The sequence below is a fragment of the Paraburkholderia sp. GAS206C genome (assembly GCF_050435645.1).
Lineage (GTDB): Bacteria > Pseudomonadota > Gammaproteobacteria > Burkholderiales > Burkholderiaceae > Paraburkholderia > Paraburkholderia phenazinium_B.
The window spans coordinates 431,370-446,204 of record NZ_JBNDKR010000002.1 but is presented as its reverse complement, the minus strand read 5'-3'; the positions used below and the strand labels follow the sequence as shown (position 1 = coordinate 446,204).

Here is a 14,835-nt window from a genome sequence, read left to right as displayed (position 1 = left end):
TGAACATGCGGATAGACATGGAAATCGAGATGAGCGGCTATTTACATTTACCAAAGAAAGTAATTAATCATAGGTTTGTCAAATTTGGCCTAGTAGGTGTCTCGGGTATCCTTGTCAATATTTGCATGCTGTTTGTTGGGAAAGAATGGTTGTTCAGGGGAGTAACCAGCAATTTCCATGGTGTGGATCTGAGATTGAATCTGGCTTTGACAGTCGCGATTCTGGTCTCCATACTGAACAATTTCATCTGGAACCGTCACTGGACATGGTGTGACCGGAAGCATGAAACTTTCGAGGCAAACATTTCCATTGAGTTTCTCCGATATGCCATGGCTTCATGGCTCGGCATTGGCGTACAGTTTTTCCTGACAAATTTTTTGATCAAAATTGGTGTTTATTATTTGATCGCAAATCTGTGCGCAATATTGGTCGCAAGTGGCTTCAATTTTGTCTTGAACGATAAATGGACCTTTCGTAAAAAAGTCAAATATTGATTGCGAGAGCCGGCTGGTGGCCTATTTTGTTTGTACTGGTGAGAGGGAATCGGAGGGTGAAATATGGGACATTTCTATGAAAATTGCCGTCTTAGTCCCCACGTACAATGAATCGGGGAATATCGGAATATTGCTCGAGGCGCTCAGAAAAGTAAGCGACAGATTTCTTGACGTAAATTTTGACGTTGTCGTGCTCGATGATTCTTCTCCTGACGACACGGCAGTGCTTGGAAGGGATGTCGGCCAGCAGTTGAAATCGGACAATTATTCCGTAACCATCACGATTAGGGAGAAAAAAGAGGGTTTGGGCAGGGCGTATATTTACGGATTCAAAGCGGTGATGAATTTCGAAGATACACCTGACTACATTTTGCAGATGGATGCTGATCTTTCCCATAATCCCGAATATATAGATCAATTTATACTCGCGGCAAGGAATGGCGCCGATTTTGTGACCGCTACCCGGTATATTGACGGTGGCGCGACACCTGATTGGAGCTGGTACAGAAAAATACTGAGCCGAAGTGGCAATTTTTATGCGAAAACCATCCTAGGCCGGGAACTAACCGACTATACCGGCGGGTTCAATATGTACAGCACAAAGCTGTTGGCACAGATTGATTTCGATTCGCTCTACAGCGCCGGGTATGGCTTCCTGATCGACCTAAAGCATCGGGCTGCGATGAAAAGCCAGAAAATTGCTCAAGTGCCGATCGTGTTTCATGACCGCCAACATGGAAAGTCAAAGATGCCGACCAGAACGATCATTGACAGCCTGTTTCTGGTTGTGAAAATAAGGTTCGCAAAAAATGACCGATGATATGCGAAAAACGGACGAGATTTCGTCTCCCATTGTGGGATACGCTCGTATTCTCGGATTATCCGCAATCGTATTGCTGATTACGGGAATTGCTCTGGCACATCTGTATCTGACGCCATGGGCGAGTTTGCTTCTCTACAATGGTGATTCGCTAACACTGGCTCTCATTGCGAAATCTATCCGCGCCGGGGAAGATTTTCATTGGATCTTGTCTTCTCAGTTGTTCCTGTTTCCAGAAGGATTGTTTTATGCGGTGAGCAGCATTCTGGTGCCAGCAACCAAGTATTCGTTCTTGTTCAATGCTTTTCTTAACCTGCTTTCTCTGTTTGTGCTATATTTTTTTATAGCGAAGTCAATTCTTAAGGATGTGGGAAAAAGCGAAGCTTTTGCGATGACTGGATTGTGTCTTGCTGTTTTTTATATGCTTTGCGAGGTACAGCCTGAGGTTAACCGACGAACCATCGCGTCAGTTTTCCTGATTACAACCTACTACTATGGAGTGATCCTCGCATCGCTCCTTTTGCTTTATTTGCATACTGCACTCATAAAAAAGGGCAACGTCGACACCAGTGGCCGAGTGAATAGGTTACTCGGGAGCTCTATCGTGGTCGTCACAGGGTTAACTTATTTTTCGGACCCGTTGCTGTTACTTCAGTTTTCTCTTCCATTCCTCGCAACAATTTTCCTAGTCTGGACTCTCGGGCGACTCTCATTTCGCCAGTTGGTAGTGGCCATTGCGCTCCAATTGTTTGGCCTGATTGCGGGCCAGATATTTCGACATCTGTGCCGCGATCTAATAGGGAGTGCCGTTGCAGGCTATATCGACTTTGGTAACATTATCGCAAGCATTATGGATTGCTGGGGCATTTTAGTGGAGATCGTGAGGAATGGCCCGAGCCTGCTCGAATATGGCACCATGACTGGTGTGTTCCTGATTTCCCTAGGCATTGTGATATTTTTATGCACGGAGAGGCGGCGAAATTTTTTTCACGGCGATAGCACCTTAAGCGCTATTGCGTTGATTGTTATGCTTTTTTCTGTGATTTGCCCGCTATCTACGATATTTGGGACAATTGTTAGTGGGAATTCGTACACGCGTTATTTTGTTCCACTGGTGTTTATCCCGACGCTGGGTTTAGTCCCTTTGTTTTACGTATGGAAAGGTTTTTCCCGTGAAAAAGCGCTCGCGTTCTTCTTCGTTTTTGTCCTGATTGTGTTTGTCTGGTATGTGCCTTCGCGACTGGCTGATGCCGGGGCGGCTAGCTATTCTGATTCGGAATCTGTTGATTGCTATAACCATTATATGAGTCAGCAGCCGTTCAACGCTGCCGGCGGATTCTGGACCGTTCGAGCGCTTGATTTATATTCAACTTCTGGCAGTAGAGTGCTGCAGATCGTTGGCCTTGGCCGCACGAGATGGATGAACAATAGTTCCCCATATTTCAATTTGTCTTTCAATGGAGTGATAGTAGATAAATCGACGAGCGGTGAACGAGCTCGTGACTTTATCTATGCGGAAGATGTGGCGCCGCTTGGGCCGTACACAAAGAAATTAAGCTGCCAGAAGTTTGATATCTATTACTACGCCGAAAATTCACCAGGATTCCGTCTGCTGAATTCCGCGCTGAAGAAATAAGCAATATATTGACTTCCTTGCCCGGGGGCGATCCAGCCATGCAGGGTCGCCCCCCAACACGCATAACAACGCCCTCAACCCCGTTCCGCCGCATCCTGCAATTCCGAAAACGCCTTCACGACGCGAGACACCGGTAAAAAATATTTCCAGAGTTTATCCTTCGCGATTTTCCCAGGCAAAATCGGGAACGGCAGCACAGCTCTGCTCTCAGTCCAATCGGGTCGCCAGCGCTTGGCAATCTTGTTTCGAACCATCAGCGAAACCGCCGGCGTCCCTATATTGGATGCCAGGTGCGCGAGACCGGAGTCGTTACCTACAAATCGACCCGACTCATAGATGTACGCGGCAACATCGCTCAACGACTGGAAATCCGGCATCCCGAAGCCACGAGCTTCCACATGACGCCACGCTTCCCGCTCATTCGGGGCCAGGATGAACTCTGGCTGGAACCCTCTATTGCGCAGCTGGCTGGCTAACGCAACGAAGCGGCGCGGCACCCACATCTTCCCCTTCAAGGTTGCGCTTGGGTGAATCGCCACGCGCCCGGGATGAGCCCTCATCCGCAAGTGGCGGGGTGCCTGACATCCATTGCCACGAATGACGTCTTTCAGGCCAAGCTCGTTCTCGCAAATCTCAACATGAATGTCGACCATGCTCTTCACCTGACGGAAGATGGGCCACTCGTCCATCACCAGCACTCGACGGTGCCAGTCACGTGTATTCCCAACCACGTTACGCGGGTAGGTGTGCAGCACCACGTCGAAGTCACTGTAGGCGGCATACGCCTCATCATCCTTCGGAGTGCGATGAATCTCGAAGTCCGGGAACCAGTCGCGCAAGGAGTACATGTAGTCGCCGAAAACGACGACGCGATGACCGTTTCGCGCCAGGTTGTTGACAACGATCATTGCCAACAGAGAGTCGCCCAGGGACTGAGACATCTGGAAGGCTACGCTCTGACCCATTTCGATACGATTTGTCATGAATACGCGGTATGTGAGCTCTGGGGCGTTTAGTTAAATACTTCCACAGGTCGTGCGCCGGTTCTTTCGCACGCTCTGCTCCGAACGGATTTACCACCCGTGCATGGAGTGCGGCGGCGCACGTTGTAGGCGACATCTTACTCATATGTCGTGTCGACTGTTCGATGCACCACCAAGCCGAATAAAGTGCCCCATCTCGTTTCGGACAAATTCGAGGTCCTGGCCGCACATTCCGCTTGCACATGTGCGCCGGACAACGTACTTAATCCGGGCCGCGCGCACAATACGATCTCCTCTTCAAGGAAAGCGAGGTGAGATCATGGAAAACACAATCTATTGGCATGATCGCCAGGTCGGAATCGAATGCGCGGGACGAATCTCATGGTTTCCCTCTGCACCGACAGAGGCGATCGAGGAGTATGAGCTGCATGCGCATGCAGAAGTGAAGGCGGTGACCGCCGACAGCGACAAAACGGCTAGCATCCTCAGGGTCGCGAACTAAGACCCTTTCAGGCAAAACGCTCGCCCCTCGCGCTCTAGTTGTCCGAAACGTAGATCTCGACAGCCTGCGGACGGGTGAACTGAAAAGTGTTCACCCGCGCGGCGCGCACGTCGAGAATGAGCTGCGCTAGCAACTCCACTTCCTGCCGCTCAAATTCAACATCGCCGCCCGGCGTGGTCTCAATCTTCTGCAACCAGCGCCGACGCCGATCCATTAAATATGCGACGGCGCTTGCGCGTTGCATAAAGAAGCGATCCATTCACATGTACATCAATATTGATCGGACGAAACTATAGCGTGGCGATCGCCGCAGCGCATTCGTCCGACCACAGCCTCAGATGGAATGCGGTTCGCGAATCAAACCATGCCCGAACGCATCCAGCTCGCTTTCCTGCGCAGCCAGCGAGAGCGGTACCTGTTCCCGAAAAAACTCCACAAGGGTTTTGATCTTGGCGTCGAGGTAGCGTCGTGACGCGTACAACGCGTAGACGTTGTTGGCGCGCAGACGATGCTCAGGCAGCACGCGCACGAGGCTGCCGTCGCGTAGCGCCGGAAGCGCGACCGAGATGGGCAACGGCCCGATACCCATCCCTTCGCGAATCGCCTCTGCCAGCGCTTCGGAGACATTGACCGTGAACGGCACCGGCCGCGCGAGACGAAACACAGGATCGTCCACATCTTCGAAATGCCATTGTCCGAGCGGAACATCGGGTAGAACCAGTTGCAGGCACGTGTGCTTGTTGAGGTCCGCGAGGCGCAGGGGAGTGCCATGCCTCGCCAGGTATCGCGGCGAAGCGCAGAGGATCGTATAAAGACTGCCGATGCGTTGCGACACCAGCGCCGAGTCTGCCAGGCTGCGCGCCACCACCACCGAGACGTCGAAACCTTCGTCGACCATATCGGGCACACGTTGCGCGAGTACCAGTTCGATCAGAACGTCAGGAAAACGCCGGTTATACCGTGCAATCAGCGGCGCCAGATGGTGCTGTCCAAATGTGGTTGTTGCGTGAACCCGCAGCTTCCCTGACGGCTGGCCACCCGCGCCTGCCGCTTCCGCTTCCGCCAGATCAACCTGCGCCAGAATCTGCTCGCAGTGTTGCAGATAGCGTTCGCCGGCTTCGGTCAGCGACATATGCCGTGTTGTTCGATGAAGCAGACGCGTGTGCAGCCGAGACTCGAGGTCGGTGATCGCACGCGACATCTGAGGCGTGCTCACAGAGGAGAGCGACGCCGCTTTGGTAAAGCTGCCCGCCTCGACGACTCGAACGAACATCCGCATGCTTTCCAACGTATCCATCGGAATCCTGACTACAGAAATAGGGGGTGACGCAGATACACGCCAGGCAGTGGGGCGGGGCCCTGACGCCGCTTCCGGGACCGGTGGCCTCCGGTCTGCGCGCACGTACGTTACTGCATTGAGCTTGATGGACGGATTGAACCGTGACGCGCTGGCGCTTCGAGAATAGGCCCTTTCGAAAACTTACCCGATTGTATCTTGATGGGTATTTCCAATATTGCTGTGATATCGATCAAAACAGTATTGCAACACTCGAAATGATTCCGGTTTTAAAGGGTTGTCGGTAATCATGGTGCCTTGACATGCACGCTGAATGTGCCTAAATCAGATAGGACGCTGCCACGTCGCGCACGCTGTTTGCGAGTTGCGAGTATTGTTTACGCGAGTTATTGAGCGGGAAGAATGATGAAGCTGGTCACACTCGAGAATGATCCTGATAATCCATGGTCGATGACCACTATGCTTCGGCATGCCGGTTATCACTGTCGCGGCTATGGCAGTCCTCATGCGCTGATCGATAGTCCATGGGTACTCGAAGCCGATCTGGCAATTGTCGATAGCGACGCAATGAAGCTCGACAAACGGCTCGTTTCGTATCTGGCGGAGATTTTCTGGCCCGACCGGAGAATGCTGCTGGTCGGAAGCGACGAGCGCCGGCTGAGCCAGATGATCCGCGAAAAGGATGGGCTGCTTGTCAAACCCGTTTCCGCGCGAGCGTTGGTCGCGTCAGTGAAGAGCACTCTCAGCGGGACGTGGGATGGCTACGCCACCACCACTGCCACCCAGTTTGGCCGCTACGCCTTCGAGACGCGCGGGCGAGGCGTGCTGGTGGGTGAGACACGGGTTCCCCTGACGCAGAAGGAGTACCAGCTGGCCCTGATCCTTTTCAGGAACCTCGCGAGGCCCGTGTCACGCGTCTACCTCGCCGGGGCCGTGTGGCGGCACAACGAGCGCATCAATGCCCGCACGATGACGGCACACATCTCCGCGATCCGCTCGAAACTGCAGTTGCGCGACGACGGCGACTTCGTCCTCACACCCATCTACAACTACGGTTACCGGCTCGACCCGGTATCTGGATACCAGTCGCTCAGCCAACCGCACGCTTCGCCGCGGATGCCCGCCGAAGCGTTCTGACCGTCCGCATCACCGTCCCCGTCCCTGTAGTCCCCGAACCTCGCGCGCCCGCTGGCGCAGCGAGGCGGGCGTCGTTGCGCCCGTTTTCAATGTCATCAGATCAGGAAAATAACTATTGCTAAATTAGCAATCAAATTCGCATTGATATTGCACGTGCGGCGATTGTTAGCGAATTCGATAATCAGCTGTTTCCGGTTTTATTTCTAATCGCCACAATGTGAAAAATTTTGCCGCTTTAGCGCTGAGGCATCCTGTTATGTGAAATTCGATGGCATCCGATTGACAAATGGAGTGGCGAGTTTCTTTCAATCAGGTTGTGTTGCGGTTTGGGCACATGCGATTAAACCGGACTGGATTGTTGTGCCTCCTGAAAGGTGTTTTGGTAGACTGGTAACCAAAGTAGTAAAAGAGACACAATTAAAAGTAGTTTTGCTCCACCCATTGGGCGGATTGCAGACAGGAGACCGGCTGCGAGGCGCCACGCCCGCAATTGCCGAGACGAATTTCTGTGCCCGTCCTCCACGTGAAGCTCCTAATAAGTTGATGCCCATTCGGGTATTGCCGGCGAGGCAATACCGCATGTAGTCGGTCATTCCTTTTAAAACGGTATGGAGGAGAGGATGAAGGTGAAGAAGAGTTTGGTTGCCGCCGCGTTGATGTCGGTCGGTGTGGTTGCGCAAGCTCAAACGAGCGTGACGCTGTATGGCCGGCTGGATGCCGGCATCGAGTATATAAGCGGCTTGCCGGGCAACAACGGTACCGGGTCTACCTCGCGCTGGCGGCAGGAGAGTGGCGACTGGGGTACGAGTCTGTGGGGCCTCAAAGGCTCCGAGGATCTGGGTGGTGGTACCAAGGCCGTGTTTCAGTTGGAAGGTGCGTTTAGTACTGCTACAGGCTCGCTGGGCTTGTCGGGCTCGCTCTTTGACCGGATTGCTAACGTTGGACTTTCGAACGACCAGTTCGGTACGTTCCTGATGGGGCGTCAGTTGCAGATCGCTAACGGCGACTGGGACTTCGATCCGTTCGGCCAGTCGAACTGGTCGTCGGCCTCGCTGGTTCGCGGTCGCAACTGGGAACACACCAGCAACAACTTGTCGTACCAGTCGCCGAAGATCGCTGGCTTTGACGCGTATGGCCAGTATGGTCTCGGCAACTCCACCAACTGGAATGAAGGCGTTGCCGGTGCGGCAACCGGCCGTAGCGACGGCCTGCAGGTCACGTATACCAATACGTTGTTCCAGGTGCGCGGTATCTACGACGAAATTCGCGACCCGCTCAACGGCCAGCTCGACAATCCGTTCACGGCATCGCGTGAATACTTCGTCGGTGCAAACCTGTTCCTCGGTCAATTCAAGGTCCAGGCCAGCTATACGGCTGAGCGCACCTCGGGTGGCGTGGTCACGCCAGTCGGTTCGCCAACGTCGCCGAGCACGGCCGACATGGAATGGGGCGGTGTGACGTGGCAGGCCACGGCGGCTGCGGCGCTGATTGCTGCGGTCTACCACGTGAACACGAACAACGGCGGCGGCAACGCGACCATCTACACGGTGGGCGGCACGTACAACCTGTCGAAGCGTACCTTGCTCGATTTCCAGGTTGCGCAAGTGCGTAACAGCAGTACCGCCAACTTCGGTCTCGATGCCAACAGCGAAGGCCCTGGTGGCCTGACCAACGGCTCGTTCAACGAGAACCCGACGCAAGGCCGTACCCAGACCGGCGCGTACGCGGGCATTCAACACTCGTTCTAACGTAACGGAAACCGGCAACGGCGCTGGCACTGGCGCCGGACTGCCGGGTTTTTTCACGCTGCCACGAGAGGCGCGTCTCGGCGCGATGCTTTTGAGCATGGCGCCATTTTTTATTTATGCCTCCGGCGCGTCAGTCAGTGCAGGGTGCCAAACTCCACTTTGCCGCCTTTCATGACCACATGAATGTGCTCGCCTTGCCCAGTCAGGCAGTTCAGGTCTTTGAGCGGATTCCCGTCGACGATGAGCAGATCGGCAAATGCCCCGGCCGCAATACGCCCGAGCTTGCCTGTCATGCCGAGCACTTCGGCGCCTATCGTCGTTGCGCTGCTGATGATTTCGGCCGGCGTCAGGACTTGCGCGCGAATCGTGAATTCGTCGCTTTGGAGGCGGTGCGACGGACCGAGCAGGTCGGATCCGAAGCCCATCTTCACCCCGGCGCGTTTAAAGATTTCCAGCGACTGCAGACCCGCCACGCGCACGGTTTCGATCTTGGCTGCGCTCTCGGCAGGCAAACCGTATTTCACGCCCTCGCTGTGTAGCGCTTCATAAGCGACGAGGGTAGGCACCACGAAGGCGCCGTGCTCAGCCATCAGTCTGGCCGTCGGCTCATCGATCAGATTGCCATGCTCGATCGTGCGTACGCCGCAGCGCACCGCGCGCTGCATCGACGCGGCGGTATAAGCGTGCGCCATCACGTAGGTGCCGCGACCCTGCGCCTCCGCGACGACCGCGCGGATTTCGTCCTCTGAGTAGCCGAACGCCCCGATTGGATCGGTCGGCGATGCAACGCCTCCCGATGCCATGATCTTGATCTGATCTGCGCCCATTTGTAGTTCTTCGCGCACCGCCTTGCGAAGCTCGTCCACGCCGTCGACCACCCGGCTCAAAGCGCCGACCCGGACGCAACAGTTGCACGGAGCGTCCGGGACGATGAAGTCGGCGCGCCCGCGCGTGTCGCCGTGTCCACCGGTCTGGCTCAGCGCCCGGCCGGCGATGAACAGGCGCGGTCCCTGGGCGAGTCCCATCTCGACCGATTGCTTGAGCGCGAGCCCTGAGCCGCCAGCGTCGCGCACGGTCGTGAAGCCGCGCCGCAAGATGCCTTGCATGATCGGCAAAGCCTTCAGCGTGACGAACACGTTAGGCATTCGCACCTGACCCGGCAGGTCGAATTGCGTCGCGATCATGTGAGCATGCAAATCGATCAGCCCCGGCATGATGGTCTTGCCTTTGAGGTCGACGACGTGAGCGCCCGTGGACGATATCGGCCGGTCGGACACTTCGCGGACGGTGTCGCCTTCGACGAGCACTTCGTAGCCTGGCCGCAATTCTGCCTCCAGCGGATCGAGCAAAGCGCCGTTTTTAAACAGGATGCTAGTCATGCAGGGTCCTCCTCCAGGATGTCATCGGGTTCGCGTCAGCGATGGGTCATCGTGTGCGTCATTGCCTCGACTCAACCAGTTCGAGACGATCGTTGCCGGTGCTCGCGGCAATGTCTTCCAGCGACCTGCCCCGCGTGGGCACACCCATCAACACAACGGCCACGGCGCCGATCAGCAGCACCAGTGTGGTTGCACCGAACACGCCGGCGAACCCGAACACGGGGTAGAGATATCCGACCAGGATTGGCGCCGCGATCGCGCCCAGCCGACCGATAGCGGAAGACACGCCCATGCCGGTTGTGCGCACATCGGTGGGGAAGACTTCAGGCGTGTAGGCGTAGACGCCGGCGTACGTGCCGTTCATGAAGAACGACAGGAAGATGCCCGAGACCATGATGCCGCTGTTGGTGTGGGTCAGCGCCATGCCGAGTGCGGCCATGCCGCCAAGCACCATGTACGAGGCGATCGTCGCTTGCCGGCCGATTCTCTCGTTGAGCCAGGCGCCGGAAAAGTAGCCTGGGATCTGCGCGAGATACATGGCGAGCGAATAGGAGAAGCTGCGCGTAATGGTCATGCCGCTTTGCACCAGCAGCCCGGGAATCCACGTGAAGAATGCGTAATAGCTGAACGTGATGGAAAGCCACATCAGCCAGGCCATTGCGGTGGTGCGTGCGAGCCTGGCGGACCACAACGTCTTCAGATTCCCGAGTACGGTCTTGCCGTTTGTGGTGACCGGCGCGGCGGGCACGTCCACCGATTCCAGCGGCGCGAGCTCGACCCCCGCCGACCGCAATTCCGCCTCGATCCCGGCGACGATCACCTCCGCCTCCGCGGTGCGGCCCCGGCTGTCGAGCCAGCGAGGCGATTCGGGCAACGCCTTGCGCCACCACAGCAGCATCACGATGGGCAACGCGGTGAGAATCATCACCGCACGCCACGCGTCCGGACCGAGCGGGATCACGAAATAGCCGAGCAGGGCGGCCGCAACAAAGCCGAACGAAAAGAACGAGGCGAGACTCCCGGTGAAACTGCCCCGATATTTCCGGGCCACGAACTCCGACAGGAACGGCGCCACGATGGCACTCTCCGCGCCGGTGCCGATTCCCGCGATAATTCGTGTCACGATGAAAAAGGGCCAGTCGTTGGCGACGGCGCTTGCCACGGAGGCCGCGCAATAGATGGCGAGCGACCACATCATGACCTTGCGGCGGCCAATCAGGTCGCCGAGGATGCCCGCCACCGACGCTCCCACGAAATAGCCGATAAACGTGCCACTGCCAAGTACGCCGGTCTGCACGCTGGTCAGGTGCCACTGGACTCGCAGCACGGGCAGCAGGAAGGCCAGCACGGCGGCGTCCATGGCATCGAAGACATACCCCAGCCCGCCCATGAACAGCAACCGGCGGTGGAAGCTCGAATACGGCATCCGTTCGATACGGGCGGGAATCGTCGACATAGCTTGCCTCCAGAAGAAGATCGCAGATGGGCGATGGTTCGGCCTGCCTGATGTTCCGGGCGTGAAAAATGGTCGCGACGGCGGGTGACGCGCGAGTACCACTCCTCAAATTGACCACGATGGGTGGTTTGAGTTTAGGCAGACGAAATTGTCGCGTCTTGAATACAACGGGCGCTTAAGATGCGCATTTCGGCACAGGGGCCCGCGATCGCGCACCTTGTTGGCGGAAGCGGGTCTTCCTTGCCGGGACCTGTTGCGACTTCATTCTCACCGCATCTAATCTGTTTATCGGCCTGTTTTGCCGTGAATCGCCGCTGACATTTCCTTCGATATTTGACCGGTCCCGCCAATCCCTTGTTGGACGGGCCTCTGGAGAGACACTCTTTGCTGTAAGACACGCTTCGCAACACCGAATCTCCGCACGTTTTCGTCAATGTATGCGGTTAACCCCCCCTTTTGATGTTCCCCTCCCAGGGCTACCTTTCGTCCTGACAGGCGGCGCCGTTCCGGCGGCCGTCCTATGCGTCCGCAATGTGCAGGGATTACACAGCCATTACGCAGAAACGAGCGGACGGACGCGACTCTCTGGAGAAGTACTGGCATGGCACGGATTATTGGCGGCATCGCCGCCTCGCACACACCTACGATCGGCTTTGCGTTCGACAAGAACAAGCGTGACGACCCCGTCTGGGCGCCGATCTTCGAAAACTTCGCGCCGCTGGCCGCCTGGCTGGCGGAAAAGAAACCCGACGTGATCCTGACCATTTACAACGATCACGTCACCTCGTTTTTCTTCGATCACTATTCGGCCTTCACGCTAGGCGTCGGTTCGGAATGGCAGGTGGCGGACGAAGGGGGCGGCGCACGCGATCTGCCGTCGATAAAAGGGCACCCCGGGTTGGCCGCGCACATCGGCAATTCTCTGGTGACCGATGAGTTCGACATGTCGTTCTTCCAGAACAGGGCGCTGGATCACGGCTGCTTCTCGCCCTTGTCCATGTTGTGCCCGCACAAGCCTGAATGGCCGGTGAAACTGGTGCCGCTGCAGATGGGCGTGCTGCAATTGCCGGTGCCCAGTGCGCGGCGCTTCTACAAGCTCGGGCAAGCGCTGAGGCGCGCCATCGAAAGTTATCCGGAGGATATCAAGGTCGCGATCCTCGCCACCGGCGGCCTGTCGCACCAGGTGCACGGCGAGCGCGCCGGATTCAACAACACGGAATGGGACCAGCGCTTCCTCGACCTGTTCGAGCACGATCCGGAGCAACTGGCCGACATGACGCTGGCCGAATACGCCGAACTGGGCGGCTTCGAGGGCGCGGAAGTAGTCATGTGGCTCACCATGCGCGGCGCGTTGTCGGCCAATGTCACCTGCAAGCACCGTAGCTACTATCTGCCCTCGATGGCAGGTATCGCCACGGCAATCTACGAAGGTGAGGATGGCGAAACGAATCCTGCGGTGGTGGAACGCCATCGTCAGCGCATGTCGGTTCAACTCGCCGGCATCGAGAAACTCGAGGGCACGTACCCGTTCCGTATCGAAACGGCGGTGCGCGCTTACCGCATCAACGAATACCTGCATCGCATGGTCGAGCCTGCCCAGCGCGAAGCGTTCCTGCGCGATCCCGAAGCGAGCTTCGAGGCGGCCAGCCTGAGCGAAGAAGAACGGGACCTGATCCGTCGCCGTGACTGGCGCGGTCTGCTGCACTACGGCGTCATCTTTTTCATGCTCGAAAAACTCGGCGCTGTCACGGGAGTGTCGAACCTTCACATCTATGCCGCCATGCGCGGCGAAACGCTGGAAGAGTTTCAGCGCACCCGCAACGCGCCGGGCGCTTTGTATTCGGTGGCAGGAAAAACTGCAGGAAAACTGGATTGGGATAGTACGGGGAAAAAGAAGGGCGAGTAAGCGGACCGTTCGTGGGGCGTCTTTCGCATGATGACCCCACGCGACTCTAAATAACCACTGCATGGGGCAGGCGGACCATGGCGGTCACGCCCGAAGCGCAGGCAAGGAGACAGGAGAAAGCAGATGGCAAGCGGTAAAACGATTGATATCAAGGCCTTTATTGATGACCGGGCGATCTCGGCGTATCAGTGGCTACTGGTGGTGCTGTGTTTTCTCGTGGTCACGGCAGACGGCATGGATGTCGCCATCATGGGATTTATCGCACCTTCGATCATTCACGACTGGGGCATTTCACGACCCGCATTCGGTCTGGTGATGAGCGCGGCGCCGATTGGTCTCGTGATCGGTGCGCTGACAGCCGGCCCCGCTTCGGACCGTATTGGCCGCAAGTGGGTGTTGATTACGTCGATTTTCCTGTTTGGCATTTTCACGATCGCGACGGCTTTTACCCAGTCGCCCGCGACCATGGCATTGCTGCGATTGCTGACGGGCATTGGCCTCGGCGCCGCGATGCCGAACACGACGACCTTGCTGTCGGAGTACGCACCGCAGCGCAAACGTGCGCTGCTGATCACGATCATGTTTACCGGTTTCAACCTGGGCTCAGCGCTGATCGGCTTTGCCGCCGGCTGGCTGATCCCCGCTCATGGTTGGCGCGCCGTGTTGATCTTCGGGGGCGTGCTGCCGTTGGCGCTGATTCCGTTGCAGGTCTGGTTGCTGCCTGAGTCGGCTCGTCTGCTGGCAGTGCGCGGCGTCGCGTCCGCGCGGATTGGCGCTATCCTGGGCCGAGTGACCGGCACACGCTTTTCCGGTGACGAGGTCTTCGTCTCGAACGAACCGCCGTTGCCCACGCGCAAGCCGATCGGCGTGCTGTTCGCGCATGGCTACGGCGTCACGACCGTGGCGCTGTGGGTCACATACTTCATGGGCCTGCTCGTCATCTATCTGTTGACCGGCTGGCTGCCCACGCTGATGAAGGACGCAGGACTGACTGTCAGCACGGCTGCCAACGTGACGGCCATGTTCCAGATCGGCGGCACCATTGGCGCGATTCTGGTCGGTTGGGTGATGGACAAGGTCCGGCCTGCGCCTGTGATCAGTGCGGCCTACGTGGGCGGCGGTCTGTGCGTGCTCGCGCTGGGCTGGATCGGCGCCATGTCCTCGTCGCTCACGTTGCTGGTGTTCCTCGCTGGCTTCTGCATGAGCGGTGCGCAGACGGGCTTGAACGCCTTTGCGCCGAGCCGGTATCCGACGGTTGCGCGTGCAACCGGTGTGAGCTGGATGCTTGGCGTGGGCCGCTTCGGCAGCATCTTTGGCTCTGCGATCGGCGGCGCATTGCTCGGGCTCGGCTGGCAGTTCGGCGCCATTCTCGCGATGCTGGCCGTGCCCGCTGCATTGGCCGCTATCGCCATCTTGCTGGCTCAGCGTACCAACGCCAGCGAGGCGGTGCCGCAGCCGACCGCGGCGCATTAAACAA

General features: G+C 57.2%; 13 protein-coding genes. 8 read left to right on the top strand and 5 right to left on the bottom strand.

Annotated features, from left to right (window positions below):
* The first annotated feature begins 17 nt into the window (after positions 1-17).
* The 3 genes from P3T20_RS06425 to P3T20_RS06415 all read left to right on the top strand — a co-directional run bounded on the left by P3T20_RS06425 (position 18) and on the right by P3T20_RS06415 (position 2,950).
* Positions 18-494 carry a GtrA family protein gene (locus P3T20_RS06425; protein ID WP_429286431.1) on the top strand — a complete coding sequence of 159 codons (477 nt, stop codon included), beginning with the start codon at positions 18-20 and terminating at the stop codon, positions 492-494.
* A 76-nt stretch (positions 495-570) separates the two neighbouring features.
* On the top strand, positions 571-1,314 hold the full coding sequence (locus P3T20_RS06420; RefSeq protein ID WP_429286430.1) for a polyprenol monophosphomannose synthase: 744 nt from the start codon (positions 571-573) through the stop codon (positions 1,312-1,314).
* Positions 1,304-2,950, top strand: a complete 1,647-nt coding sequence (locus tag P3T20_RS06415; RefSeq protein ID WP_429286429.1) for a hypothetical protein — start codon at positions 1,304-1,306, stop codon at positions 2,948-2,950. The genes P3T20_RS06420 and P3T20_RS06415 overlap by 11 nt, the downstream gene beginning before the upstream one ends.
* Before the next feature lie 74 nt (positions 2,951-3,024).
* Here the strand turns inward: P3T20_RS06415 and P3T20_RS06410 are convergent, their stop codons facing one another.
* The gene (locus P3T20_RS06410) at positions 3,025-3,933 is read right to left on the bottom strand and encodes a glycosyltransferase family 9 protein (RefSeq protein WP_429286428.1); all 909 of its coding nucleotides are present in this window, start codon (positions 3,931-3,933) and stop codon (positions 3,025-3,027) included.
* Positions 3,934-4,252: 319 nt separating this feature from the next.
* On the opposite strand from P3T20_RS06410, the gene P3T20_RS06405 reads away from it, so the two are divergent.
* On the top strand, positions 4,253-4,435 hold the full coding sequence (locus tag P3T20_RS06405; RefSeq protein WP_429286427.1) for a hypothetical protein: 183 nt from the start codon (positions 4,253-4,255) through the stop codon (positions 4,433-4,435).
* A 34-nt stretch (positions 4,436-4,469) separates the two neighbouring features.
* On the opposite strand, the gene P3T20_RS06400 is transcribed toward P3T20_RS06405, so the two are convergent.
* Both P3T20_RS06400 and P3T20_RS06395 read right to left on the bottom strand, forming a co-directional pair.
* Positions 4,470-4,694 carry a hypothetical protein gene (locus P3T20_RS06400; RefSeq protein WP_143787552.1) on the bottom strand — a complete coding sequence of 75 codons (225 nt, stop codon included), beginning with the start codon at positions 4,692-4,694 and terminating at the stop codon, positions 4,470-4,472.
* Positions 4,695-4,769: 75 nt separating this feature from the next.
* Entirely contained in the window at positions 4,770-5,732 is a 963-nt protein-coding gene (locus P3T20_RS06395) for a LysR family transcriptional regulator (RefSeq protein WP_074265648.1), read from the bottom strand.
* A 450-nt stretch (positions 5,733-6,182) separates the two neighbouring features.
* On the opposite strand from P3T20_RS06395, the gene P3T20_RS06390 reads away from it, so the two are divergent.
* Together P3T20_RS06390 and P3T20_RS06385 are read left to right on the top strand one after the other, a co-directional pair.
* Entirely contained in the window at positions 6,183-6,869 is a 687-nt protein-coding gene (locus P3T20_RS06390; RefSeq protein WP_429286426.1) for a winged helix-turn-helix domain-containing protein, read from the top strand.
* A 626-nt stretch (positions 6,870-7,495) separates the two neighbouring features.
* Positions 7,496-8,617, top strand: a complete 1,122-nt coding sequence (locus tag P3T20_RS06385) for a porin (RefSeq protein WP_429286425.1) — start codon at positions 7,496-7,498, stop codon at positions 8,615-8,617.
* Positions 8,618-8,751: 134 nt separating this feature from the next.
* On the opposite strand, the gene P3T20_RS06380 is transcribed toward P3T20_RS06385, so the two are convergent.
* Together P3T20_RS06380 and P3T20_RS06375 are read right to left on the bottom strand one after the other, a co-directional pair.
* Positions 8,752-9,996 (bottom strand): amidohydrolase family protein, encoded by a 1,245-nt coding sequence (locus tag P3T20_RS06380; RefSeq protein WP_429286424.1) that lies wholly within the window; start codon positions 9,994-9,996, stop codon positions 8,752-8,754.
* 58 nt (positions 9,997-10,054) lie between these two features.
* A complete protein-coding gene (locus P3T20_RS06375; protein ID WP_429286423.1) occupies positions 10,055-11,452 on the bottom strand; it encodes an MFS transporter in 1,398 nt (465 codons plus the stop codon).
* 601 nt (positions 11,453-12,053) lie between these two features.
* On the opposite strand from P3T20_RS06375, the gene P3T20_RS06370 reads away from it, so the two are divergent.
* Both P3T20_RS06370 and P3T20_RS06365 read left to right on the top strand, forming a co-directional pair.
* Positions 12,054-13,358, top strand: coding sequence for a gallate dioxygenase (locus P3T20_RS06370; RefSeq protein WP_429286422.1), 1,305 nt, complete (start codon positions 12,054-12,056; stop codon positions 13,356-13,358).
* Between the two features lie 123 nt (positions 13,359-13,481).
* Complete coding sequence (locus P3T20_RS06365; protein WP_429286421.1) at positions 13,482-14,831, top strand: MFS transporter; 1,350 nt, start codon at positions 13,482-13,484, stop codon at positions 14,829-14,831.
* Positions 14,832-14,835 lie beyond the last annotated feature (4 nt).